The sequence below is a fragment of the Acinetobacter sp. A2 genome (assembly GCF_048537555.1).
GTDB lineage: Bacteria > Pseudomonadota > Gammaproteobacteria > Pseudomonadales > Moraxellaceae > Acinetobacter.
Genome location: NZ_CP183239.1, coordinates 1,110,216 through 1,132,931, shown reverse-complemented (window position 1 = coordinate 1,132,931; position 22,716 = coordinate 1,110,216). Strand labels below are relative to the sequence as shown.

24 protein-coding genes are annotated in these 22,716 nt (G+C 40.6%); 12 read left to right on the top strand and 12 right to left on the bottom strand.

The window, feature by feature from the left end:
- The first annotated feature begins 4 nt into the window (after nt 1-4).
- The 4 genes from ACNS8M_RS05315 (at nt 5) to ACNS8M_RS05300 (ending at nt 4,821) form a co-directional block, all read left to right on the top strand.
- Nucleotides 5-853: an RNA methyltransferase gene (locus ACNS8M_RS05315; protein ID WP_168461383.1), complete on the top strand. Its 849-nt coding sequence runs from the start codon at nt 5-7 to the stop codon at nt 851-853.
- Nucleotides 846-1,643, top strand: a complete 798-nt coding sequence (cysE, locus tag ACNS8M_RS05310; protein ID WP_168417494.1) for a serine O-acetyltransferase — start codon at nt 846-848, stop codon at nt 1,641-1,643. Before ACNS8M_RS05315 ends, cysE begins: the two co-directional genes overlap by 8 nt.
- A 153-nt stretch (nt 1,644-1,796) precedes the next feature.
- Nucleotides 1,797-2,699 (top strand): ABUW_2363 family tetratricopeptide repeat lipoprotein, encoded by a 903-nt coding sequence (locus tag ACNS8M_RS05305; RefSeq protein WP_419225248.1) that lies wholly within the window; start codon nt 1,797-1,799, stop codon nt 2,697-2,699.
- Nucleotides 2,700-2,826: 127 nt separating this feature from the next.
- Nucleotides 2,827-4,821 carry an esterase/lipase family protein gene (locus ACNS8M_RS05300; RefSeq protein WP_286428939.1) on the top strand — a complete coding sequence of 665 codons (1,995 nt, stop codon included), beginning with the start codon at nt 2,827-2,829 and terminating at the stop codon, nt 4,819-4,821.
- 81 nt (nt 4,822-4,902) lie between these two features.
- On the opposite strand, the gene ACNS8M_RS05295 is transcribed toward ACNS8M_RS05300, so the two are convergent.
- The gene (locus ACNS8M_RS05295; protein WP_286428936.1) at nt 4,903-5,970 is read right to left on the bottom strand and encodes a maleylacetate reductase; all 1,068 of its coding nucleotides are present in this window, start codon (nt 5,968-5,970) and stop codon (nt 4,903-4,905) included.
- A 242-nt stretch (nt 5,971-6,212) separates the two neighbouring features.
- Here ACNS8M_RS05295 and ACNS8M_RS05290 point away from each other — a divergent pair, with 242 nt between their 5' ends.
- Nucleotides 6,213-7,595, top strand: coding sequence for an RNA-guided endonuclease TnpB family protein (locus tag ACNS8M_RS05290; RefSeq protein ID WP_419225247.1), 1,383 nt, complete (start codon nt 6,213-6,215; stop codon nt 7,593-7,595).
- A 192-nt stretch (nt 7,596-7,787) separates the two neighbouring features.
- On the opposite strand, the gene ACNS8M_RS05285 is transcribed toward ACNS8M_RS05290, so the two are convergent.
- Both ACNS8M_RS05285 and ACNS8M_RS05280 read right to left on the bottom strand, forming a co-directional pair.
- Nucleotides 7,788-7,964, bottom strand: a complete 177-nt coding sequence (locus ACNS8M_RS05285; RefSeq protein ID WP_168417930.1) for a hypothetical protein — start codon at nt 7,962-7,964, stop codon at nt 7,788-7,790.
- A 166-nt stretch (nt 7,965-8,130) separates the two neighbouring features.
- A complete protein-coding gene (locus ACNS8M_RS05280) occupies nt 8,131-8,487 on the bottom strand; it encodes a rhodanese-like domain-containing protein (protein WP_168461723.1) in 357 nt (118 codons plus the stop codon).
- A gap of 188 nt (nt 8,488-8,675) precedes the next feature.
- On the opposite strand from ACNS8M_RS05280, the gene ACNS8M_RS05275 reads away from it, so the two are divergent.
- The 3 genes from ACNS8M_RS05275 to ACNS8M_RS05265 all read left to right on the top strand — a co-directional run bounded on the left by ACNS8M_RS05275 (nt 8,676) and on the right by ACNS8M_RS05265 (nt 10,130).
- Nucleotides 8,676-9,083, top strand: a complete 408-nt coding sequence (locus ACNS8M_RS05275) for a rhodanese-like domain-containing protein (RefSeq protein WP_168417992.1) — start codon at nt 8,676-8,678, stop codon at nt 9,081-9,083.
- A gap of 203 nt (nt 9,084-9,286) precedes the next feature.
- Nucleotides 9,287-9,745, top strand: coding sequence for a DUF2946 family protein (locus ACNS8M_RS05270; protein WP_286429700.1), 459 nt, complete (start codon nt 9,287-9,289; stop codon nt 9,743-9,745).
- Nucleotides 9,746-9,872: 127 nt separating this feature from the next.
- Nucleotides 9,873-10,130: a helix-turn-helix domain-containing protein gene (locus tag ACNS8M_RS05265; protein ID WP_168417933.1), complete on the top strand. Its 258-nt coding sequence runs from the start codon at nt 9,873-9,875 to the stop codon at nt 10,128-10,130.
- A 140-nt stretch (nt 10,131-10,270) separates the two neighbouring features.
- Here the strand turns inward: ACNS8M_RS05265 and ACNS8M_RS05260 are convergent, their stop codons facing one another.
- A complete protein-coding gene (locus tag ACNS8M_RS05260) occupies nt 10,271-11,479 on the bottom strand; it encodes an IS256 family transposase (RefSeq protein WP_419225320.1) in 1,209 nt (402 codons plus the stop codon).
- A 282-nt stretch (nt 11,480-11,761) separates the two neighbouring features.
- Here ACNS8M_RS05260 and mutS point away from each other — a divergent pair, with 282 nt between their 5' ends.
- The 4 genes from mutS (at nt 11,762) to ACNS8M_RS05240 (ending at nt 16,634) form a co-directional block, all read left to right on the top strand.
- Entirely contained in the window at nt 11,762-14,401 is a 2,640-nt protein-coding gene (gene mutS / locus ACNS8M_RS05255; RefSeq protein WP_168417934.1) for a DNA mismatch repair protein MutS, read from the top strand.
- A 219-nt stretch (nt 14,402-14,620) separates the two neighbouring features.
- Nucleotides 14,621-14,944: a ferredoxin FdxA gene (gene fdxA, locus ACNS8M_RS05250; protein WP_004973093.1), complete on the top strand. Its 324-nt coding sequence runs from the start codon at nt 14,621-14,623 to the stop codon at nt 14,942-14,944.
- 141 nt (nt 14,945-15,085) lie between these two features.
- Nucleotides 15,086-15,805, top strand: a complete 720-nt coding sequence (locus ACNS8M_RS05245; protein ID WP_168525430.1) for a D-Ala-D-Ala carboxypeptidase family metallohydrolase — start codon at nt 15,086-15,088, stop codon at nt 15,803-15,805.
- A 163-nt stretch (nt 15,806-15,968) separates the two neighbouring features.
- Nucleotides 15,969-16,634, top strand: a complete 666-nt coding sequence (locus tag ACNS8M_RS05240) for an O-methyltransferase (protein WP_168417936.1) — start codon at nt 15,969-15,971, stop codon at nt 16,632-16,634.
- A gap of 170 nt (nt 16,635-16,804) precedes the next feature.
- On the opposite strand, the gene ACNS8M_RS05235 is transcribed toward ACNS8M_RS05240, so the two are convergent.
- The 8 genes from ACNS8M_RS05235 to ACNS8M_RS05200 form a co-directional block, all read right to left on the bottom strand.
- Nucleotides 16,805-17,647, bottom strand: a complete 843-nt coding sequence (locus tag ACNS8M_RS05235; RefSeq protein WP_168461718.1) for a universal stress protein — start codon at nt 17,645-17,647, stop codon at nt 16,805-16,807.
- Nucleotides 17,648-17,772: 125 nt separating this feature from the next.
- Nucleotides 17,773-18,399, bottom strand: coding sequence for an acyltransferase (locus tag ACNS8M_RS05230; RefSeq protein WP_168417938.1), 627 nt, complete (start codon nt 18,397-18,399; stop codon nt 17,773-17,775).
- Nucleotides 18,392-18,991 carry an IMPACT family protein gene (locus ACNS8M_RS05225; protein ID WP_168417939.1) on the bottom strand — a complete coding sequence of 200 codons (600 nt, stop codon included), beginning with the start codon at nt 18,989-18,991 and terminating at the stop codon, nt 18,392-18,394. The genes ACNS8M_RS05230 and ACNS8M_RS05225 overlap by 8 nt, the downstream gene beginning before the upstream one ends.
- 167 nt (nt 18,992-19,158) lie before the next feature.
- Nucleotides 19,159-19,926, bottom strand: a complete 768-nt coding sequence (gene lptB / locus ACNS8M_RS05220) for an LPS export ABC transporter ATP-binding protein (protein ID WP_168417940.1) — start codon at nt 19,924-19,926, stop codon at nt 19,159-19,161.
- Nucleotides 19,926-20,492: a lipopolysaccharide transport periplasmic protein LptA gene (lptA, locus tag ACNS8M_RS05215; protein ID WP_104852159.1), complete on the bottom strand. Its 567-nt coding sequence runs from the start codon at nt 20,490-20,492 to the stop codon at nt 19,926-19,928. The genes lptB and lptA overlap by 1 nt, the downstream gene beginning before the upstream one ends.
- Nucleotides 20,482-21,024, bottom strand: a complete 543-nt coding sequence (gene lptC, locus ACNS8M_RS05210) for an LPS export ABC transporter periplasmic protein LptC (protein ID WP_168417942.1) — start codon at nt 21,022-21,024, stop codon at nt 20,482-20,484. Before lptC ends, lptA begins: the two co-directional genes overlap by 11 nt.
- Nucleotides 21,025-21,063: 39 nt before the next feature.
- Nucleotides 21,064-21,603: a KdsC family phosphatase gene (locus ACNS8M_RS05205; RefSeq protein ID WP_168417943.1), complete on the bottom strand. Its 540-nt coding sequence runs from the start codon at nt 21,601-21,603 to the stop codon at nt 21,064-21,066.
- Between the two features lie 3 nt (nt 21,604-21,606).
- Nucleotides 21,607-22,584, bottom strand: a complete 978-nt coding sequence (locus tag ACNS8M_RS05200) for a KpsF/GutQ family sugar-phosphate isomerase (protein WP_168417944.1) — start codon at nt 22,582-22,584, stop codon at nt 21,607-21,609.
- Nucleotides 22,585-22,716: the final 132 nt, after the last annotated feature.

Here is a 22,716-nt window from a genome sequence, read left to right as displayed (position 1 = left end):
TGTTATGAGTCAAGTTGACAATGCCGCTGTTGCCGCACATCTCTCCCACGTGCGAATTGTCATGGTAAACACCACCTTGCCTGCCAATATTGGCAGCGCCTTACGTGCCATGAAAACCATGGGGCTATGTAAATTAGTTTTGGTTTCGCCTAAAACCTATCCACATCCAGATATTGACGCTTTAGCCGCAGGTGCAACCGACCTAATTGAGCAGATTGAAGTGGTGGAAACACTTGAAGATGCCATTGCAAATTGTCATCTGGTTTTTGGTACCAGCGCACGTAGCCGTACAATTCCTTGGCCATTGCTAGATGCACGACCTGCCGCAGAAAAATCGTTAAATGCTGTGGCACAGCATGGGCAAAATGTCGCGATTATTTTTGGCCGTGAAGACCGTGGTTTAACTAATGAAGAACTGGCTTTGGCCAATTATCATGTCACTATTCCTGTCAATGAGGAATATGGCGTGCTAAATGTCGCTCAAGCCATTCAGGTCATTTGCTACGAAATGCGTATGGCAGCCATGGATATTGTGGGCAAAGTTGCCGATCCTACTGCAACCATGCAAGTAACAGATTCTGAAGCCATGCAATGGGATGAGCCTTTGGTGAATCACGAACAAATGCAGCAGTTCTATCCACATTTAGAAAAAATGCTGGCAGAAATTGAATTTATGGATCCAAAAAATCCACGATTATTGCCTTTACGCTTGCGTCGGCTTTTCGGACGTATACAATTAGATCGTATGGAATACCATTTACTTCGCGGTATTTTTAGCCGCGTACAAGCAATGAATAACGGTTCATGGAAAAAATCTACATCAACACAGGACGAGGATCAAACTAATGCTTAAACAGCTCAAAGAAGACATTCAAGCTGTCTTCGCGCGCGATCCTGCTGCTCGAAATACACTTGAAGTCTTAACCACCTACCCAGGCATTCATGCATTGCTCATGCACCGTGTGGCACATGAGTTATGGAACAAAGACTGTAAAGGTTCGGCTCGTCTGCTTTCTTCATTCAGCCGCTTTGCAACAGGCATTGAAATTCACCCAGGTGCAAAAATTGGGCGTCGCTTTTTTATTGACCATGGCATGGGTGTGGTGATTGGTGAAACCGCCGAAATTGGTGATGACGTCACTTTGTACCATGGTGTCACCTTAGGCGGCACCACTTGGAATAAAGGCAAGCGCCACCCAACTTTAGAAGATGGTGTGATTGTGGGTGCGGGTGCAAAAATCTTAGGCCCATTCACCGTACATAAAAATGCAAAAGTTGGTTCTAATGCTGTGGTGACCAAAGAAGTACCTGAAGGTGCAACCGCTGTAGGCAACCCTGCACGTTTTATTATCAAAAACAAACCTGCAGATGATCAGGAAGCACGTCGTCGTGATTATGCAGCCAGCATTGGTTTCCAACCTTATGCCGCGACTGAAGATCAATCTGACCCCGTGCTTGACGGTATGCGTGTGTTACTTGACCGTTTACAACAGAATGAAAAACGTATGAATTTGTTATGTCAGCGTTTATCTTTGCTTGATCCAACCTTTAAAAGTCAGCAACAAGATGAACAACCGTATAGCGCTGAAGAATTAAAAATAATTGAAGATGTTAGACGTGAATGTGAAACTCAAAGCAAATAATCTTTTGCTTTAAAAACTTCGTATCACTGTGTAACCAAGCCCCCTCATTTGTATTGCATGTTCGGAACAGATTTCTTAGACTGACCAACATGCAATATTTTCATCTAACACAATCACCACTCACTTTTAAAATAAATTGAACGGAAGAACACCATGACCCTTAAGCCTTTGGCACTCAGCATCCTTGCTTCGACGCTCGTCAGCGCTTGTGTAGCAACACCAAAACAAGAAGTGAAACCACCTATCGTTTTTACAGAGCCTGAATTAAGCGCACCATTTTATGCCTTAAACCCTTTTAATTACGATGCCCCACCTCCGTTTGAAATTAACCTACAAAAAGCAGCAGCACAGCCTGTCACCAAAATGGTGGTGACTGACCCGAACAATCCAAGCCAAAGCATCACTTTAGATCAGAACAAATTGATTGTACCTACGGTGAATAACAATCAACGCAGCTTAAAGTTTGCGGCCTTGGCGGGCGAAAATGAAATAGACATCACTGAAATTGATGATTTCTTACAACTGGTTGAAGGTAAGGCACGTCACTATCCGCCGCGTTTTAGTGAGCGTCAGGAACGCCGTGGTTTTGAAGCCAAACTTAAAGAAGTAACCGCACAACTAGACACTTTGGCAGCCAATGAAAATGCCTCTTTTGATATTTTAATGCGTGCATTTAAAGCCAGCGTCATGGCACGTAACCTTGACTTAGGTTCTATCTACACTACCCGTTCACTCAGCTATGCACAGCGTATTTTAAAAATTAATCAGGAAGATGCAGAAGCCAACTTCTGGTTTGGTTTTGGCCTATCTGAAGGTGGTGGTCATCGTGAAGCAATTTCATATTTAGACAAAGCGATGAAAGCGGGTGTGCAGGAAGCTTATTTGTCTGCAGCCAATAATTATATTGCGCTAGAACAAAAGAAAAATGCGGTACAAACGCTGAAAAACTACAAAATCAAATACCCGCAAGAAGCTGAAGTTGCAGACCGTTTAATTGCTGAAATTGAAAAACAAGGTCGCTGGAATGTTTGGCAAGTGATTGCACCACGCACTTAATCTGCACCGATACAAAAATACCTTAAAATAGGCCGTTTCGACGGTCTATTTTTATGGCTAAGCAATTGAATTACGCCTAAAAAAACGTATGATGGAAAAAAATCTTAAAAATTAAGCCAGACTTTCCATGAATAAAATTGTGATTGCTGCACTGCTCAGTACAACACTGCTGTCTGGTTGTCAGGTAGTGAGTGTCAAAAATCAAGCTTTAAAAGTCAGTATCGCCAATGAACGCGATAGCATTTTGTCACGCAAAAAAATCAGTGAAGCCAGTTTGAATGTGCTATCGATGACAGGACGTGAAGCCACTATTTGTGCCCAACAACCTGCAGAATGTGTCAGCGCACTGAAGCAAATTCCACAGATCCAAGATGAACAATTACTGTCTACGGCAAGTGAATTATATTTAGCCAAAGCCATTGCACTGGAAAACTCCTCGTCCTGCAAAATTGGTATTCTGAATAGTAAAAGATCGGAAGAACAACAGAAAATTAATCAGGCCAATTATGAACAATGTTTAGATCAGCAATTAAATATGCTGGATCAAAGCATTCGTTACAGTTATGCCTACATGTTTCAGACCAAACGTGCTCCACAAGACCGTATTTTTGACAACCGCCAAGTCCAAATTCGAGATTTTTATAATCAGGCGATTGCCAAACTGGTCAGTAGCTATGCACTACGACATAAACACAACGAATTACAGCATCAAATTCGTGTCGGCAATAGCATTTATGAAATTGATTTTGATCACTATCCACAGTTGAAACAACAAAAAATTCAGCAATTGATGTCGACCTATAACTTAAACTTTTCGGGTTTACGCTCCATTACCCGCCGTGATGGTTTTGGTTCTGAGTTTTTGGTGGTATTACCTGAAAACCCAAATGATGACATCAGCCAAAGTAAATATATTATTGACCCACTGAAGCACGACTATCCTGCTGGAAAAAATCCAAACATTCACCAAGCACGATATTTAGCAGCAACCCTCACCGCAGAACCACTTAGCGCTCGTTCAATTGAAGATATTTTATATAGTTCACAATTTAAGCTAAAAGCTTACGATCCTTATAAATACGAAGCTGCAAATATTGCTCAAAAGAACTATCCATTGGCGGCAAACTTTTCTGCGCCTTATGGCTTGTGGTTAGCACAGAATAACTTGGGTAAATCGGCTTATCTTTCACTGATTGACCGTGAAGAACGCCTGAGTATGCCGCATCTGTATTTGCTGGAGCCTTATAACCCTAACAAAAAAGTGATCGTACTGATACATGGTCTTGCCAGTAGCCCTGAAGCGTGGGTGCGTTTAACCAACGATATTATGGGTGATCCTGTATTGCGGGAAAATTTTCAAGTGTGGCAAGTTTTTTATTCAACCAATATGCCTATTTTAGAAAGTCGTTTCCAAATTTATGCTTTATTGCAACAAGGCTTTAAACAGGTCAACTCTTCTGCTGCAGCCAAAAAAGATGCCGTAGTGATTGGACACAGTATGGGTGGCATTTTAGCTCGATTACTGGTGAGTGATACTGACCTTACCCAACCAGCAATGCAAATGCTGAAGAACAGACGTCTGGAACGCTTTAAATCTGACCCGTTATTGCAAGCCCGTTTGCGACTTAAACCCATCACAAATTTTAATCGGGCAATTTTTTTAGCGGCTCCACACCGTGGTACAGAGTTTGCCGACCGTTGGTTTACCCTTGCTGCCCGTAAAGTTATTCGTTTGCCAGGTGCATTTTTAAATGCATTTTCAGATACCTTACAACAGCATGATGTTGACCTAAAAAATCTTGCTAAAGAAATTGGGCATGGAGTCATTCAAAATGGCCCAAGTGATTTAAGTAAACATTCTAAATTTACTGAACTGACTGAAAATATTCTGCCCGTAAAAGGTTTTAAATATCACAGCATTATTGGCAACAATACTGAAAGCAAAGACCCCCTACTCATGAATGATGATGTTGTGCACTACAACAGCGCACATCTTACAGGTGCTGTTTCTGAAAAAATTATCAAAGGCAGTCATTCTATTCAAGAAACGCCTGAAGCTGTACTGGAACTCAGACGTATTCTACGTTTGCATTTGCAAGAGTTAGGTTTGTATAAACCTTAAAATCCAATTTAATCTACGCAACAAAAAACCGAAGTGAATATTTCATCTTCGGTTTTTTGTTGACTTAAACATTCAAAATACTTAGGCAGGTGCTTGCCCCCAGTACGCTTTGGTCAATAATGCTTCTAATTCGGCATAGTCATATTCACGTGGGTTGTAATATGGACTATCACAAATAATACCTACGACTTCTGCGGGTGCTGTTGCAGGCAAGCCCAAATCTTTCAGTGCCATTGGAATATTTAACTTCTGATTGAGCTGATAAATTGCTAAGCCCAATTGATCTCGATCTGACACATTTAAAGCAACTGCCAATCGATTCATGGCTTCAACATCTGCATGGCGGTTATAGTGCACTGAATATGCCAGCATAATGGCATGGGTTTGTGCATGTGGTAATTGATAACGCCCACCAAGGCTATGACAAATTTTATGGTGGATTGCCATACCTACCGAACCCAAACACACCCCTGCTAACCACGCACCATACAAGGCTTGTTCACGTGCCTGAATATTGTGTGGCGTTTCTACAATTTCAGGTAAAGCCTGTGCCAGTTGAGTAATCGCTTCTTCCGCCATTAAACTGATAATTGGATTTTTATCTTGTGCATACAAGGCCTCAACCGCGTGTGCCATTGCATTCATACCTGAGCATGCCGAAATTTCTGTAGGCAAATTCAGGGTCAATTCTGGATCATAAATCACCACTTTAGGCAGTACCTGTTCAGCTTTTCCTGTGGTTTTCAGCTGATTTTCAGTAATACCATATACTGTTGTCATTTCACTGCCAGCGTAGGTCGTAGGGATTGCAATAATCGGTAGATGAGTTTCCAATGCAATCGCTTTGGCCAAACCAATGGCTGAACCGCCACCTAATGCCAAACAGCAGTCGGCTTTTAAATGCTTCGCATCGTGTATGGCTTGCTGTGCCACTTCTTTTGGCACATGCATCACAGCGTGTGGATATACCGCCACAGCACTGTCTTGGATTTGTCTAAATAAACGCTCACCTGCTGCTTGTTGTCCTGCAGTCGTAATAATTAAAATACGTTGATAACCGTAAGGATGTAAAATGTCCTGAATGTTATTCATTTGCTCCGAAGCAATATGAACATCTACAGGCAAAGCCTGATAATGAAATGCTTGCATCTTATTGATCTTAAATTTTGTGACACTTTGAGTTTAAAGTGAAAAAGAGAGTAATTAACTATAACTAAAAATATAGACAAATATTTGCATAAGTGCTCATTTTGTCTATGTCGATTCAGTAGTGGCAAGGTGGGTATTTATTAGAGATTTAAATGATTATCTTTTGTATTTTAGGTGAGTGTCTTGGTATATTAGCATCCATATCTATTGATTATCCAATCCCTTAACCTAGGCATGACTTTGTGAAATTAACACGCATCCACCATTGTAAAAACTTGAATGTGCAAAAGTACAAACAGCTTGAGAAACAAGCTGTTTTACTTGGTCGTGTTCGTAGCGAGGTGTGGGCTAAATATGGTGCTGTTGCAGGCTTAAATATCAGTGACAGGGCTATTCGTGATGCGTGGATGAAAGAAGGTCGCAACTTCGGTGTATCTGCAAATGCGTGGAAAGAAACGCTACGTGATTGCATAGGTGATATTAAAGCCTATCGAGAAGCATCAAAAGACAAAGTAAAGCAGGCGATCCGAAAACGCTCCTCCTGTAATAATGAACAAAAAAGACTATACACCTTGCTTAAAAAAGATGAATGGATGACTGATAATTTCCTCCATCGTCAAATGCGTAATCACTTTAAGCATGGTGTTAATCACACACATAATCAAATTATTGTTCGTGCGGATATGTGTAAAACCTTTGAGTTAAATGGTCAATGTTGGCTTAAAGTGCCGAGTCTAGTCCCTCGACAAACCATTAAAATCCCATTAAATACGACTGTTGATTTTGCACCGCAAGGCACATTAAGAATTATTCTAAAAAATGGCAATATTGAAGTTCATTCAACCTATGATGCAGTTGAAACACAAGATTGTGGTCAGGAAACAGTAGGTGTTGATAAAGGGTACTCAGAAGCTTTTGTGGACTCTGATGGCGATGTATATGGGAGTGGTCTAGGCAAGCTGATCTCAAGTGAATCAGATTATTTAAATCAAAAGTACAAGCACAGAAACAAGCTCAGAGCGATTGCTAAAGCTAAACCACACAAGAAACAGAAAATTGAGTTAAATAATCTAGGTCGCAAGAAGCTAGATAAAAGGCAAGATGCTCAGAAAGCAAAGCTCAAGACATTGATATTTACAGCAACTCACAAGTTGGTTGATAAAGCCAAAGTGATTGTTGCGGAGGATTTAACCGCACCAATCCAAAGTAAGCGTAGCTATGGTAAAAATACCAATAGACGTTTAAACACATGGGTTAAAGGCTTATTAGCCGATGCCCTAACTTCTATATCTCACCGTAGAGGTTCTACGGTGCATCTAGTCAATTCTGCATACACTTCGCAAAGTGATTCTTTCTTGCATGGCCTTTTAATAGGTACACGTAAGGGAGATCGTTTTCACCGTTTCAATGGGGAAGTTGTGCAAGCTGATTGGAATGCTGCGAGAAACGTGCTTGCAAGATTAAACGACAATGAGATAAGTCGTTATACGCCTTACAAAACTGTAAAGCGTATATTGCAAGAACGGACTGACCGCTACAAGTCGGAACTGACCGACTCAGGCTCTAGTTACACGCTTGGCAACAAGACATTAACAGAGTGCGAATTAGTCCTTGACTATGTTTGACTACATTTTAAGGAACAGGCTTGAATAGCCCAATTCTGCAACGCTGCTTTGCAAAAAGAAAACCATCAATCGTGTATATTTTAGATTTGGATTAGGTCGCATCGAATAAGTAATAGCAGTCTAAAAATACAAAAGCCCATTTTAAAATGGGCTTTGGCTTTCTTTTCAAAATTAAAACTGCAAATTTTGTACTTAGTCGATCTCTTTTAGGCACACTGCAGATAAAATTGGCACACCAAAGCACGGAAGTAACAATAGAATCCAGTATTCTACAACCGTTTCTTCGCTGATCATATTAATAAATAATCCGCCAATGACCAGTACCGCAGCAATTAAACCTAGAAAAATTCCAAAAAATCTTGCAGGCATTTTACGTCCCCTGAACAATCGAACAAAAGTGTTGAGTCTAGTATATACCCTATATTTGAATAATATATTATTTTTTAAGTAAAGATTAACAAAGCCATACAATCTTAGAGGTAGATCGAAAATGGCGATATTGCACAGAATAAAGCATTATCTCAACTCGCATTGTTTATTTAACTTGGGATGATACGCAAGGCATTAGCTGTTTCCACCATGCTTTCATACCACCCTGTAACTGCGATGTCTGATAGCCCATTTTGTTCAATTTTCGAGTTGCAGGAATACTTCTATGCGCAGACAAACAAATTGTCACCACAGGCTTTGCAAGGTCTAAAGCCAACGCTTGGATATTGGCTTCAGTCATTTGCGTTAACGGTAAATGCAACGCACCCTCAATATGACTATCACAGAACTCTTTTCGAGTACGTACATCTACAATTTGCACATCTTGCCGTTGTTGTAATAAATCCTGTGCACTAATTTCAGATACTTTGCCCCACGGCAAATACATTATTAAATTCCACATTTCTCACTCCACAACCAACAAAAACTTGAATATTCCAACAAATAATTTAAACCTTAGCACAGCAAAGCTGGTCAAAATTTGACTATTTTTAGATATGAAGCATCTAGACACATTTTCTAACAATAATCAAAACCCATTTAATATATAAGTTTATATTATATAATATCAAAATAAATGTGAGTGTCATGATGAAAACACCCGATCAACTTATTTCTGAAGCTAAAAGTGAAATTACAGAAATTAGTGTCCTAGAATTGCATGAAAAATACTTGAAACATCCTGATATTATTTTGATTGATGTACGTGAACCTGAAGAACACCAAGCCTGTGCAATTGACCGTGCTGTCAACTTTCCTCGTGGTATGCTAGAAATGAAAATCGCACAACATCCTGTTGTGAACCACTACTGTGAAGTTGAACGAGCACTTGCTGATCTTGCAGAAAAAGATATTTATTTGGTCTGTGGAACAGGCGGTCGCTCTGCTTTGGCAACTCAATCTTTGCAAAGAATGGGTTTTGAAAAAATCTTTTCAGTCCAAGGTGGCATGCAGGCTTGGCTAGATGCGGGTTTACCCACAATTTCCATTTCTGGCTAATTTAGTTTCAGGAAATGTAATCTAGTTAATATAGCATCAGGCGTGTATGTGTAATCTTTATGGTTATATGTCTGTATAAACAGCTATTTTACATTTAATTTTCACCTTTAATTTCATGCAATATTTCTATTACAAAATCAAAGATTTTGGTTTTTGTGATAGTGTTACATGCAAACTTTGAATAAAAGATCAATGCAGTGTTAATGATGTGGGGAAGATTGCTAGGCCTATCTGCAATCTTGTTGCAAGTCGCTGTATTTTTACAGCCATTATTGCCAGAGAAACAACATTTTTCCTCTGTGTGTAAAACTGTTGTCCAAGCATTATTTTCTGGTCAGGCCAAATCTGCAAGTCCACTATCTGCAGATCATACGCATCACTCATCAAACATCACTGCGTCTAACTCCAATTCAAATCAGACAATTACACATTCAGCTCAGCATCAGGATTCTTCTGAACAAGATTCGCATGCCAATCATGAGTGTGAATACTGTTTGGTATACAGCTTTGCGCTGCCATTATTGGATACCAAGCTCAGATATGTGTTAATTCGCACACAAATTCGAGTTTTAGCTTTTAAAACAGCGTTTACTTCAACGCTGTTTCAGAGTGAGCCTTTCTTTTTTCTCCCACAAAGCCGTGCACCCCCTTCTGTCTTATAAACTCTTGTGATATTTGGTGATGGCGCAGCGATACACTTAGCTGCAAATCCCTATGATAAATATATCCAAACCGATTATTTATTTGAATGAATTGACTCGTTTATTCGACCCTAAGGAGGAGATAACCATGCATCTGCTTCAACACAGTCATAACTATGTAAATCATGATGTAGATCAAGTGGTATGCTTAGATTTAGCCCAACAAATTGTTAAAGTTCGACAAAAAATGAATATTTCACAAGCAGAACTTGCGGCAAAATTATGTATCTCTGCCAGAACTTTGGAAAGTTGGGAACGTGGTGTTCGTCAACCTTCTAGTTCTGCCCAAGCTTTGATTCGATTATTTATTAAATCACCGCAATTTGTGTTAGAAAGTTTGGCTTAAAACATCTGTTTTGATTTTTTAAAGCCTTTTAAAAACAATATAAAGAAGCTCTTGAGGGAGCTTCTTTAACTATAAAATCAATTTAAATGGTCAATCACTTCGAGCCTGTAAATAATTTTGTGTAATTGCTTTTCATAAATTTAAAGGTGATTGCTTAAGCGGTCACCGAATTCAATAATAAAGCGGCTCATGGCTAAACGCCAGTCGCGAATAGGCATATTCCACTTTTTAGACGCTGCATCAATTGCCAGGTAAATCACTTTACGTACAGAATCATCCGTTGGAAAGACTTTACGCTTTTTGATCGCCTGACGTATTACGCTGTTTAATGATTCGATCGCATTGGTGGTATAGATGGCTTTGCGTATCTCGGCTGGATAAGCAAAGAAGGTATTTAGATTCTCCCAGTGTGTACGCCAGCTTTTGCTGATCTGTGGGTACTTGTCATCCCATGTTTGGGCGAATTGATCCAAGGCCATCAAGGCTGCCTCTTCAGTAGGTGACTGATAAACGGCTTTTAAATCCTGAGTGACCGCCTTGTAATCTTTCCATGATACGTATTTCAAGCTGTTACGCAGCATATGGATAATGCACAGCTGGATATGGGTTTGCGGGTATACGCTGTTAATGGCATCAGGAAAGCCTTTTAGTCCATCCACACAGGCAATTAGAATATCCTGCAACCCTCGGTTTTTAAGCTCAGTCAGGACAGTCAGCCAGAACTTAGCGCCTTCATTCTCCGCCATCCACATACCGAGCAGTTCTTTGTGTCCATCAAGATTAATGCCCAAGGCTAGGAATACAGCCTTATTGATAACACTGCCATTATGACGGACTTTGACCACAATGCAGTCCATATAGACGATAGGATAGATCGCATCTAATGGACGGTTTTGCCATTCAGCAACCTGCTCCTTAACAGCATCTGTCACCCTGGAAATAAGCGTTGGAGATACATCGGCATCGTACATTTCCTTGAAAGTAGCCACGATTTCACGGGTGGTCATGCCTTTGGCATAAAGGGATAGAATTTGGCTATCCATTTGCGTGATACGGGTCTGATTCTTTTTAATCAGTTGTGGCTCAAATGTGCCATCACGATCTCGTGGTGTGGTGATTTCAATCTCACCATCATCACTCAGGAGGGTCTTACTGGAATAGCCATTACGGGCATTAGAACCGTTCTTACGAGCATTCTTTTCATGTCCGAGGTGTTCGGTAAGTTCGGCATTGAGAGCCGTTTCAACAGTGAGTTTAGTCAACAATCGGGTGAATTGATTGAGATCGTCTTCTGTTTTGATTCCTTTAGCAAATTCTGCTGCAAGGTCTTTTAGTTTTTGTTCGTTCATCATGTTGCCTGACTCCGTTGTGAATATGAACATAGCAAATTCAGGCAATTACACAATTTAATTTACAGTCTCATCACTTCATCTTTTTGTTTAATATTCACCACAAATATTCTGAAGATCACAAATCACTTTTTTCAAAACCTTAAATATACAGTGTTTAATGTATTTACAAGATTACGCTGCATATTCTCTACTTATTCACTAATTTAACTAAGATGACGTAAAATAGACGCTCACCTATTTACACTCAAATCACGCCTCAGACTAAAGGATTCCAACTGCATGAACATGAAAGAAATCATGGCTGATCTATCTTCCCACACCCCAATGATGCAGCAATACCTACGGGTGAAGATGGAACATCCACATTCTTTAATGTTCTATCGCATGGGTGATTTTTACGAATTATTTTTTGATGATGCACACAAAGCCGCCAAGCTTTTAGGTATTACACTCACCCATCGTGGTAAAACCAGCGGCAAGCCTATTCCAATGGCAGGTGTGCCGTACCATGCCGCAGAAGGTTATCTGGCTCGCTTGGTCAAAAAAGGCGAAACTGTGGTCATCTGTGAGCAAATTGGCGAAGTGACAGGTAAAGGCCCTGTAGAGCGTGGTGTGGTAAGAATTATCACCCCAGGTACACTTACCGATGATGCCTTGCTTAACACCCACCAATCTTCCAATTTGGTCGCTTTATGCTTACAGCAAAACCAGATTGGCATTGCATTACTGGACTTGAGTGCAGGTATTTTTAAAGTTCAGCAAATGGATTATCGACCTGAACAACTCGCAATTGAACTCTCACGTTTAATGCCAAGTGAAATTGTGGTCGATGAAGATATTGTCGATCCAAATATTATTGAACAGGTTAAAAAACAGCTCGACTGCCCTGTGACTAAACGCCCAAATGTCGATTTTAACCTGAACAATGCACAAAAAACTCTCTGTGATCAATTCAGCGTTTCTACCCTGTCAGGTTTTGGTCTTGATCACCTACCTTTAGCCAAAGCCGCTGCGGCTGCTCTGATTCACTATGCCAAAGAAACACAAAAAACGGCCTTACCGCATATTCGCAGTATTCAGTTAGAGCAAAGCAGTGATTTTATCGCACTAGACCCTGTGACCCGTCGCAATCTTGAATTGGTTGAACCATTGTTTGAACATGGAACATCTTTATTTCAACTCATCAATGACTGCCAAACTTCCATGGGTGGCCGCTTGCTTAGTCGTACCCTAATGCAACCTTTGCGTGATACTGCACTGCTTGATGCACGTTTAGATGCCATCCAAGCCTTGTTACAGGGCTATCATGAATCTCCAGTACGTTTGGTACTTAAAGAAATAAGTGATATTGAACGGGTACTGAGCCGTGTCGCACTGGGTAGCGCTCGCCCACGTGACTTGGTTCAACTACGCCAAGCTTGTGCGCAAATTCCATATTTACGCCATGCATTACAGCCGATTGTTTCTGCACAGCAATCGCAACTCATTCAAAACCTGAATGAAGAATTGGGCGATTTTCATGGGCTGCATCAACGTCTTATGCAGGCCATTGTGGAAAATCCACCTGTTTTATTGCGTGATGGTAATGTCATTGCAGAAGGTTTTGACAATGAACTGGATGAACTGCGTAAAATTCGAGATCACGCAGGACAATTCCTTATTGATTTAGAAATTAAAGAGCGTGAACAAAGTGGCATACCTACTTTAAAAATTGGCTACAACCGTGTCAGTGGTTATTACATTGAACTGACCCGAGCCCAAGCTGAGCAAGCACCTGAGCATTATATTCGTCGTCAGACTTTAAAAAATGCAGAGCGCTATATTACCCCTGAGCTGAAAAGCTTTGAAGATAAAGTACTTTCTAGTGAATCTCGTGCTTTGGCACGTGAAAAAATGCTGTTTGAAATGCTACTGGATGAATTACGCCAAGACATTGCTCAATTACAGATGATGAGCAGTGCGATTGCACAAATTGATTTATTAGCTAACTTTGCCCATCAAGCCCGCTTACGCAATTGGGCACGTCCTGAATATAGTCCTGAAACAGGTATTAAAATCACTGCTGGGCGTCATCCTGTGGTTGAAGCCTTGAGTAAAACAGCATTTACTCCAAATGACACCATGCTGGACTACAATCATCGCTTGGCAATTATTACTGGCCCGAATATGGGCGGTAAATCAACCTATATGCGTCAAACGGCACTGATTGCCCTACTTGGTTATTGTGGCAGTTATGTACCTGCACAAGCCGCTATATTAGGGCCAATTGACCGTGTATTTACCCGAATCGGCTCTGCGGATGATCTATCTACGGGTAAATCGACCTTTATGGTAGAAATGACTGAAACATCACAAATTTTACATCATGCCACCTCGCAATCTTTGGTGCTCATGGATGAAGTTGGTCGAGGCACTAGTACTTACGATGGTTTGTCTTTGGCATGGGCATGTGTTTTAGATTTAAGCAAACGCATCAAATGTTTATGTTTATTTGCCACACATTATTTTGAGCTGACCGAATTAAGCAAAGAGTCAGGGGTAGATAACTACCACGTTACTGCAAAAGAAATGAATGGAAACTTAATTCTGTTACACAAAGTTCAACATGGTCCAGCCAGTCAAAGTCATGGTTTACAGGTCGCAAAACTGGCAGGTATTCCTACTAATGTGATTAAAGAAGCACAAAACCGCTTAAGAATTTTAGAAAAGCAGCAGCTTAAAAATGTTAATTTGGCCGTTCAGGATGATTTATTCACCCCTGCTACCAGCTTGGCAGAAGCTGAAATTATTGAACGTGTGATTGAAGTGGAAAAACCATCACCTGCGCTAGACTTATTGCGCAGTATAGATGTAGATAATTTGACTCCACGTCAAGCATTAGATCAGTTATATGCTTTAAAAGAGCAACTGAATAGCTAATTTAAACCGCTAAGATTTTTAGAAAAAATTAACAAACTAAAGACTCTCAATTGAGAGTCTTTTTCATTTATAAGTTTTTTTGATGGTTTTACCCACTTTTTATCAAATTTAGTAGCACTATCTATATCAAATATCAGTAAAAGCAATTGTTAGTTACAGTGTTTTTTGCCTAAAATAGACTATTCTGAATTAGAACCATATTTTTAGGTAGCTGTCGCCATGACATTTGTTGTCACTGAAAACTGTATTAAATGTAAATACCAAGATTGTGTTGAAGTTTGTCCTGTTGACTGCTTCTACGAAGGTCCAAACTTCCTTGTCATTAATCCAGACGAATGTATTGACTGTGCATTGTGTGAACCTGAATGTCCTGCAAATGCAATTTTCTCTGAAGATGAATTACCAGAAGGTCAAGAAGTCTTTATTGAGCTAAATGCAGAGCTTTCACAAACTTGGCCAAACATTACACAAATTGGCGATCAACCTGCTGACCGTGAAGAATGGAATGGCAAGCCAGACAAATTACAATACTTAGAAAAGTAAGTTTGTCCTGTTTTTAAAAAGATCAGCCTGTGCTGATCTTTTTTTATACCTAAAACACACATTTGATTGCAATATTTTCAAATTTTAACCCGTATTTTCGATTAGAATACGGACACTTTAAATAAATATCTGATTTGCCTAATGAAGCAATTTTTCAAGGCGCTGTTTTCGTTCAGCATTGTTCCCATGCTTTTGGTGGCTTGTAGCTCAACCCCAGACAGAACAACAACGATTACCACGCCCGATGGAAAACGAATTTTCATTCCTCAAGAAAAAATTACCTACGAACGACAGGCAGCACCGAAAATTGTGCCCTACGCCTACAATGCTTGGGTCGCCGTAAGTGACAATTTACGCCAAGTCCGTGAGTACGAACGCTTCTTAGAACAAAATGGTGTGGGCAATATTATCCCTAGTTTTGAATTAATGCGTACTGCGCGAGATTGGCAGCGTTGTGGACGTTCACAGTTTATGATTCCAAGTCGTGAATTGTGGAAAAACCAAGTACCAACCCTACGCGTATTTAAGTATTTAGTTGCCTCTAAAGTTTTAACCGACTTTGAAGTCACCTCAGTGTATCGTGATTTACCACTGAATCAGTGTGCAGGCGGAGCAAATTCTTCTCGCCATTTATTCAACTCTGCGATTGATTTTAGAATTGGTCCACAATTCCCAAATGCCGAAGATTATGCCTACATTGAAAGTACCAAATACCGACTGTGTCAGTTCTGGCATCAATATGGGCAAAGTTTAAATATGGGTTTGGGCTTATATGCTTCTGGTCAAATTCATATTGATACTCAAGGCTATCGTACTTGGGGGCCTGATTTAAGCCGTCATTCATCTATATGTAATTTCTAACTTTTGTTGTTTCAAATGAATGTTTAAAAGAGGTCAACACTGGCCTCTTTTTTACATCTATCGCATCTAAAAGCAGTCGCATTCAACAGTAACCCAGCGTAATAAATTGCACTCTAAGCAGAAAAGTTTACAATGCACACATCGCAACAAAGGTGAGCTGACTATGCAACAAATGTGGACGGATATCGATCACTATATCGAATCACATTTAATCCCCGAAGACCCAATTTTGACGCAAACTTTGGAAAATACCGATGCCAAAGGTTTTCCAGACCATCTTGCCGTTGCCGCAAATCAGGGGATGTTGCTACAAATGCTCATTCAGATGAACCAATGCAAACGGGTATTGGAGTTGGGTACTTTTGCAGCTTACAGCACTATGTGGCTCGCGCGCGCCCTACCTGAAGATGGTTATATTCTAACAATTGAAGGACGGGATACTCACGCTGCTTTAGGTCAAGAAAATATTGATCGTGCCCAGTTGAAACAACAGGTTGAATTGAAAGTCGGACGAGCTGCCGATATTTTAAAAGCACTCCCTGCCGATACAGCAGCCTTTGATTTTATTTTTATTGATGCAGATAAACAAAGCTATCCTGAATATTTAGAACTCAGTCTTAATCTTTCCCATTCAGGTACAATTATCTTTTTAGACAACGTGATTCGCGCGGGTGAAATTTTAAATCCTGAAAATCACAAGCCGAGCATTGAGGGTATTCGTGATATGTTTACTGCAATGCAAAACCATCCTCGAATTTTATCTTGTACCGCATTACAAACTGTAGGCAGCAAAGGTCACGATGGCTTTGCTTTAGCGATTGTAAAGTAAACCCAACGTAAGGTTAAAAAACAACCTGAATCGATTTTACATTATATATTATAATGTTACATGTACTGTCCATACAGTTATCCACAATTTATGCGGATAACCATGGACAGTTGCTCAACAGTTAGATCAGCTCAGCTAAACAATTGCTTACCCTGTCTTTTAATACGTTTTTACTTTGCAACCAATAACGGTACAGTCGAATTACGGAAAATACTGGTGGTAATACTGCCCAAGAAGAATTGATGAATTTTGCTGTGACTAAATGCACCCAACACAATCAGCTGAATACCATGCTCACGCTGATAATCTAAAATATTCTCTGCAACATCACCATAACGGTATTCCACCACCACATCCAAACCGGCTGAGGTTAAGAAATCCGCAGGTTCATTTAACACTTCTGGATGATCGCCCACATAGAGCAAATGGCATTGCAATAATTTAAGCAAATCACTTTGTGCAATGCGCTTCATCATTTTGATACAGGTTGGTGAATATTCATAGGCAAAAATAAAACGTGTCGGCGCTTTAAAATTTTCACCCACAGTCATCACTGTACAATTTGCCCCACGGATAAAGTTTTCAACATTGCTACCCAAAGCTTTATTGCGCTCAGCCGATTTCTCTCCTACTCGGCCAATGACCACAATATCTTCTTCATTCAACAAACTGAAACTTTGTTCTAAAAAGTCGCCTTTTTCCTGTAAATGAGTCGGTACGATACCAAACTTTTCCTGAATCATATTGGAAATATGCTGCAACAGATTGTTGCTGTAGTCTAAGGCTAATTCACTTTGTTTTTGTTCAAGTTCTGATAGTTCTTTTAATAGCATGGCATTACTTTCAAAGCCAATCACACCGCTGATTTCCCCCAAATGATAGCTAGCGGGGTAATAGTCCAACACTTGCAATAACACCAATTCACGTTGAGTTTGTGTTGCAATCCACGCAGCAGCTTCTGCAAGCGCATTAATACAGGGCGAAGAATCAATACAAGCAATTACACGTTTCATTGTTGCCTCACTTACTGCCTTTTGCAGGCTATTTTTAATTGTTATTTTTAACTTAGCACAACTCGTGTTGCAGGGACATGAAAAAATGTAATCAAGTTTAAAGATTTAGCCTGACTGAATAAAAGCTAGTCACGATAACGAATCCGTTTTGCTGGATTTCCTGCTACAATTTCACGTTCCTGAATGTCTTTGGTGACCATGCTATTCATACCCACAACGGCATGTGCTGCAATCTTTACACCATCTTTAACCCCAACATGCGCACCGAGCCAAACATCTCGTCCAATTTCAATGCCTTGTGAACTTACTGCTTGTTGATAGATCGGCTGATCTAATGCCATACCATGATCAAAAGCATATAAATGACAATAGGCTGCAATACGCACTTGGTCATGTAATTTAATGCCTGCACGACCGCCATCTAAAATACAGTGATGGTTTATCGCAACTTCATTGCCAATCTCTAAAGGGCCATGCAAAGTGCAATCTGCTGCAATAAATGTGTTATCGCCAATTTTGATCTTACGACCAGGCTCTGCAAAAATATGTGCCAAAGGTGAGATAAAACAGTTTTGACCTATTTCAACTGTTTCCATTGCCCTTAAATAGTCTTGATATTCCTGCTGCCAAGCTTCTGCCCAAATACGATGTTTAGGCTTTAATGACCAATATAGCCACGGCATATAATTTAAACGGTGCTTATGCTGTTCACGATATTTCAAGAGTGGATCTGCATTGCTTGATTCAGTCATGTTGATCTTCTTCAATTATTTTAAGTTGTTCACGCCCACGGCTTATATCTTGTAATTTGAGTCTTAATGGATCAATTTGATGTATCTGCAGCAAGGCCTGCACCACTACACCATTTGCAATATAGTCTTCCTGATACTCAATCTGCTGACTGTTCAACTCGTACTGTAAAATTGCCCATTCATTAAACTGACAGGCAAATTGCACCATTTTTTTCTCAATCAGTTCTATTTTTTCTGCTAAGGCCAAACATTGCCCTGCGCAGCCACCATAGGCACGCACTAAACCGCCTGTACCCAATTTAATACCACCATACCAACGATTGACCAATACCAAAACATTGGTCAGCTCATTGCCCTCAATCGTGGCTAAAATTGGGCGACCAGCCGTACCCGAAGGCTCGCCATCATCATTAAAACGTAATTGATGCCCTATTTTCCATGCCCAGCATTGATGTGTGGTCGATGGATCACGTTGCTGTTCTAGAAAAGTTTTTACCGCTTGCTCATTGTCTACAGGCACTGCGATGGCTTGAAATCGACTTTTTTTAATTTCTTCTTCAAAAGTGATTGGCGCAGCAATGGTAAAAGGCATAACAATCCAGACAAATAACCAGATAAATAAAACCTGAAGATTATAACGTGTTTAGAGCACAACCGACATGAAAAAACCTTCTATCGGATTTCGATAGAAGGTTGAGTAGTAGTGTATTCATCTGGATTAAAAGTCATCTTTTAACGCAAAGAAAACCATTCAAATTTTTAGACAAAAAAGTCTTCACCCAAATACACTTCACGTACGGTTTCATTTTCCAGAATTTCTTGTGGAGTTCCTTCAGCAATCACTGAGCCTTCACTAACAATATAAGCACGTTCACAAATAGCTAAAGTGTCACGCACGTTATGGTCAGTGATTAATACACCAATGTCGCGGTCTTTCAAGGTACGGATAATATCTTTAATATCACCGACTGAAATGGGATCGACCCCTGCAAACGGTTCATCTAGCAACATAAACTTAGGGTCTGCGGCCAAAGCACGTGCAATTTCAGCACGACGACGTTCACCACCTGACACACTCATCCCTAATGAATCTTTAATATGGGTGATTTTAAAATCTGCCAACAACTCAGCCAAACGCTGCTGACGTTGCTGTTTATTTAAGTCTTTTCGTGTTTCCAAAATAGCCATAATATTTTCAGCAATGGTCAATTTTCTGAAAATCGAAGCTTCCTGGGGTAAGTAACCAATACCCTTACGTGCACGTTCATGCATCGCAAGATCAGACAAATCCAGTTGATCTAAATGGATTTCGCCTTTATCCATACGCACCAAGCCCACAACCATATAGAAACTGGTAGTTTTTCCTGCACCATTTGGCCCTAGCAAACCTACAATTTCACCACTTTTCATTTCAAATGAAACGTCTTTTACCACCCAGCGCTTATTGTAGTTTTTTGCCAAATGCTTAATACATAGCGTTTGCTGACCGCGCTGTGTGCTGTCTTGTGTTGCGCTGCTTTGATCCATTAATCACGCGCTCCCGGGAATGATTTTGAGCTTGATGGTGGAATCACAATTTTGACACGACCCGCATCTGAACCTGTTTTATTTGGTGTACCAATTGCCTCAACATCACCTTTGTTCATGCTATAGCGCAAGGTATTACCACGAATACTGGCACCATCTTGTTCTAAAAGCGCACCACCCGATAAGGTAATAATGCCTGTTTCTGCATTGTAAACAATCTTCTGCGCTTGGCCTTTCGCTAGCCCTTTGGCAGGATCGGTTTTTTGCTGAAATTGTGCAGGTCTACCTGTAGCCGTAATTACACTAATTTCTTTTTTACTGTTCAAATTAGCAACAATAGAGTCAGCCTGTAGCTTCATGGTGCCCTGTTCAATAATCACATTGCCAGTATAAGTCGTTACACCCGAACGCTCACTAAAGGTTGCACGGTCTGCCACCAAGCTAATTGGCTGATTACGGTCAGAAGGAATTGCCCAACTACCTGCCGATGAAAGCACCGCCAAGCCTACAAGTACTGCTTGTTTTATCAACGTTTTAGACGCGGTAAGCTTAGTTTTATGGTTCATACTTTCCTCGAATATTAAAAAATTCGTATTGGCCGTCATTTAAATTGGCTTTTAAACCCTGACTGATAAAATCTGCTTGTGGTGACTGTACCACCACCTGCTTATCAGTATTGATTTCACGTGTTTTGGGAAGCACGTTTAATTCTGCTGTTTCAAGCGTAAGCTTGCCTTGATTAAGTAACTTTGTTGCTAAAACCTGATCGGACAACACCACTTTTTCATTGTCATTAAAACCTTGCGCTTGCTTGGCATAGAACGTGGCATCTACCTCGCCCGCCTTGTACATCGAAGCATTTAAATTTTCCAGCTTAGAGGTCTTTTGCTGCATATCTTGCTCTAAACGGTCAATTTGAGCGCGTACATATAAATTGCCCTGCTCATCGGTCTGGGTCAGATGAATTTGCTCGGCTGAATAAGTCATCGAACGTGCAGCGTCAGTTTCCAGTTTTTTGCCTTTACCGCTGTAATAGTAATAACCACCACTTACAGCTGCAATTGCAATCGCAGTAACGTATAAAACTTTAGTATCCATAAGTGGGGCTGTAACTCAAATCTTTGAATGCATGACGTATTAATGAGGGATTGTGAGATATTTTTCAAGTAACTCTTGGTATACGCCTTTGGCAGTTAAAATCATATCGCAGATTTCACGTACCGCACCACGACCACCCATGGCTTGTGTTACTAAATCTGCACGGCGACGCACCTCAATATGTCCATTAGGTACAGTCACTTTCATACCTGCAATGGAGAATGCCGACAGATCAGGCCAGTCATCACCCATGTACATACAATCTTGAGGTGATAAACCCAGTTGTGCACACGCTTCCTGTAACGCTGTACCTTTGTCTTCACGCCCTTGATAGACCAAGTCTACGCCTAAATCAGACATGCGTTTTTCGACAATATTGCTTTTACGCCCTGTAATGATAATGACCTTGACGCCAGCCTGCTGCACCAATTTCATGCCTAAACCATCACGAATATCGAATGATTTAATTTCATCACCACTGTTGGTCAGGGTAACAAAACCATCACTTAAAATTCCATCGACATCTAAAACCAAAGCTTCAATATGACGTGCTTGCTCTAATAAAATATAAGATGCCATTGTTTAGTTCACCCCTGCTTGAATCAAGTCATGCATACTGATCACACCAATGACCTTATTGGCATCATCCACCACCACAAACTGATTAATTTTACGGTCACGTAATTGTTCTAAAGCTTCAACTGCACGCGCTTCTTGTGAAATAGTTGCAGGGTGCTGTGTCATCACTTGCCCGACTTGTAAATTCACATCAAAGCCCTGTTGCTTATCAATTAAACGACGTAAGTCACCATCGGTGAAAATGCCTAATAAGACATCATTCTCATCCACAATTGTGGTTAAACCTAGACGTTTGTTTGAAATTTCGTATAACACCTTGTTCATTGGTGTATCTGGTGCAACTTTTGGTAGCTCGGTACCCGTGTGCATCAAATGCTTCACATGCAATAACAGACGTTTACCTAATGCTCCCGCAGGATGCGAACGAGCAAAATCATCGGCAGTAAAACCACGTGCTTCAAGCAAGGCGACCGCCAAAGCATCACCCAAAGCCAAGGTTGCTGTAGTACTGGAGGTTGGTGCCAAACCAAGCGGACAGGCTTCCTGAATATTACCCAAAGTCAGTGCCACATCGGCATTTTGTGGCATTGGCCCACGATCATCACCACTAATCGTGATTAGCGGCACTTCTAGATGCTTGATGAGTGGCATTAACATCATGATTTCATCACTTTTGCCTGAGTTGGAAATGGCAATTAAAACATCTCCACGTACCAGCATACCCAAGTCACCATGCCCTGCTTCACCCGGATGCATGAAGAAAGACGGCGTACCTGTAGATGCAAATGTTGCTGCCATCTTACGGCCGATATGCCCAGACTTCCCCATACCCGTGACAATCACCCGACCTTTGCAATGCAGCATAATTTCGCAAGCACGGCTAAAGCGATGGTCAATTTGCGTAGCCAAGACCTGCAATGCTTGCTCTTCTATTTTTAATGTGTCTAAGGCTACAGATTGAAAATCAATGGTATTTGGCATGTTTTCTATTCAATGTTGGACTTAAATAAAGTGTGGTACACAGCCTAATAAAACAGGTTTATTAGAGCCGCTTAGATTTTCGCAATTTTAGCATATCTATGCAATTCTAAGCTTTGATTCTGAGTGTGTTTT

Excerpts from the sequence above, each read along its gene's own strand:
- ACNS8M_RS05225 (WP_168417939.1), bottom strand. The coding sequence starts at position 18,991 with ATGCCTTTTACCATTGCTGCGCCAATCACTTTTGAAGAAGAAATTAAA.
- ACNS8M_RS05260 (WP_419225320.1), bottom strand. The coding sequence starts at position 11,479 with ATGAACGAACAAAAACTAAAAGACCTTGCAGCAGAATTTGCTAAAGGA.
- ACNS8M_RS05305 (WP_419225248.1), top strand. The coding sequence starts at position 1,797 with ATGACCCTTAAGCCTTTGGCACTCAGCATCCTTGCTTCGACGCTCGTC.
- ACNS8M_RS05275 (WP_168417992.1), top strand. The coding sequence starts at position 8,676 with ATGAAAACACCCGATCAACTTATTTCTGAAGCTAAAAGTGAAATTACA.
- ACNS8M_RS05285 (WP_168417930.1), bottom strand. The coding sequence starts at position 7,964 with ATGCCTGCAAGATTTTTTGGAATTTTTCTAGGTTTAATTGCTGCGGTA.
- ACNS8M_RS05230 (WP_168417938.1), bottom strand. The coding sequence starts at position 18,399 with ATGACTGAATCAAGCAATGCAGATCCACTCTTGAAATATCGTGAACAG.
- lptB (WP_168417940.1), bottom strand. The coding sequence starts at position 19,926 with ATGGATCAAAGCAGCGCAACACAAGACAGCACACAGCGCGGTCAGCAA.
- ACNS8M_RS05315 (WP_168461383.1), top strand. The coding sequence starts at position 5 with ATGAGTCAAGTTGACAATGCCGCTGTTGCCGCACATCTCTCCCACGTG.
- cysE (WP_168417494.1), top strand. The coding sequence starts at position 846 with ATGCTTAAACAGCTCAAAGAAGACATTCAAGCTGTCTTCGCGCGCGAT.
- ACNS8M_RS05240 (WP_168417936.1), top strand. The coding sequence starts at position 15,969 with ATGCAACAAATGTGGACGGATATCGATCACTATATCGAATCACATTTA.
- ACNS8M_RS05280 (WP_168461723.1), bottom strand. The coding sequence starts at position 8,487 with ATGTGGAATTTAATAATGTATTTGCCGTGGGGCAAAGTATCTGAAATT.
- ACNS8M_RS05270 (WP_286429700.1), top strand. The coding sequence starts at position 9,287 with ATGATGTGGGGAAGATTGCTAGGCCTATCTGCAATCTTGTTGCAAGTC.
- ACNS8M_RS05200 (WP_168417944.1), bottom strand. The coding sequence starts at position 22,584 with ATGCCAAATACCATTGATTTTCAATCTGTAGCCTTAGACACATTAAAA.
- ACNS8M_RS05235 (WP_168461718.1), bottom strand. The coding sequence starts at position 17,647 with ATGAAACGTGTAATTGCTTGTATTGATTCTTCGCCCTGTATTAATGCG.
- ACNS8M_RS05265 (WP_168417933.1), top strand. The coding sequence starts at position 9,873 with ATGCATCTGCTTCAACACAGTCATAACTATGTAAATCATGATGTAGAT.
- lptA (WP_104852159.1), bottom strand. The coding sequence starts at position 20,492 with ATGAACCATAAAACTAAGCTTACCGCGTCTAAAACGTTGATAAAACAA.
- mutS (WP_168417934.1), top strand. The coding sequence starts at position 11,762 with ATGAACATGAAAGAAATCATGGCTGATCTATCTTCCCACACCCCAATG.
- ACNS8M_RS05245 (WP_168525430.1), top strand. The coding sequence starts at position 15,086 with ATGAAGCAATTTTTCAAGGCGCTGTTTTCGTTCAGCATTGTTCCCATG.
- ACNS8M_RS05295 (WP_286428936.1), bottom strand. The coding sequence starts at position 5,970 with ATGCAAGCATTTCATTATCAGGCTTTGCCTGTAGATGTTCATATTGCT.
- ACNS8M_RS05205 (WP_168417943.1), bottom strand. The coding sequence starts at position 21,603 with ATGGCATCTTATATTTTATTAGAGCAAGCACGTCATATTGAAGCTTTG.
- lptC (WP_168417942.1), bottom strand. The coding sequence starts at position 21,024 with ATGGATACTAAAGTTTTATACGTTACTGCGATTGCAATTGCAGCTGTA.
- ACNS8M_RS05300 (WP_286428939.1), top strand. The coding sequence starts at position 2,827 with ATGAATAAAATTGTGATTGCTGCACTGCTCAGTACAACACTGCTGTCT.
- fdxA (WP_004973093.1), top strand. The coding sequence starts at position 14,621 with ATGACATTTGTTGTCACTGAAAACTGTATTAAATGTAAATACCAAGAT.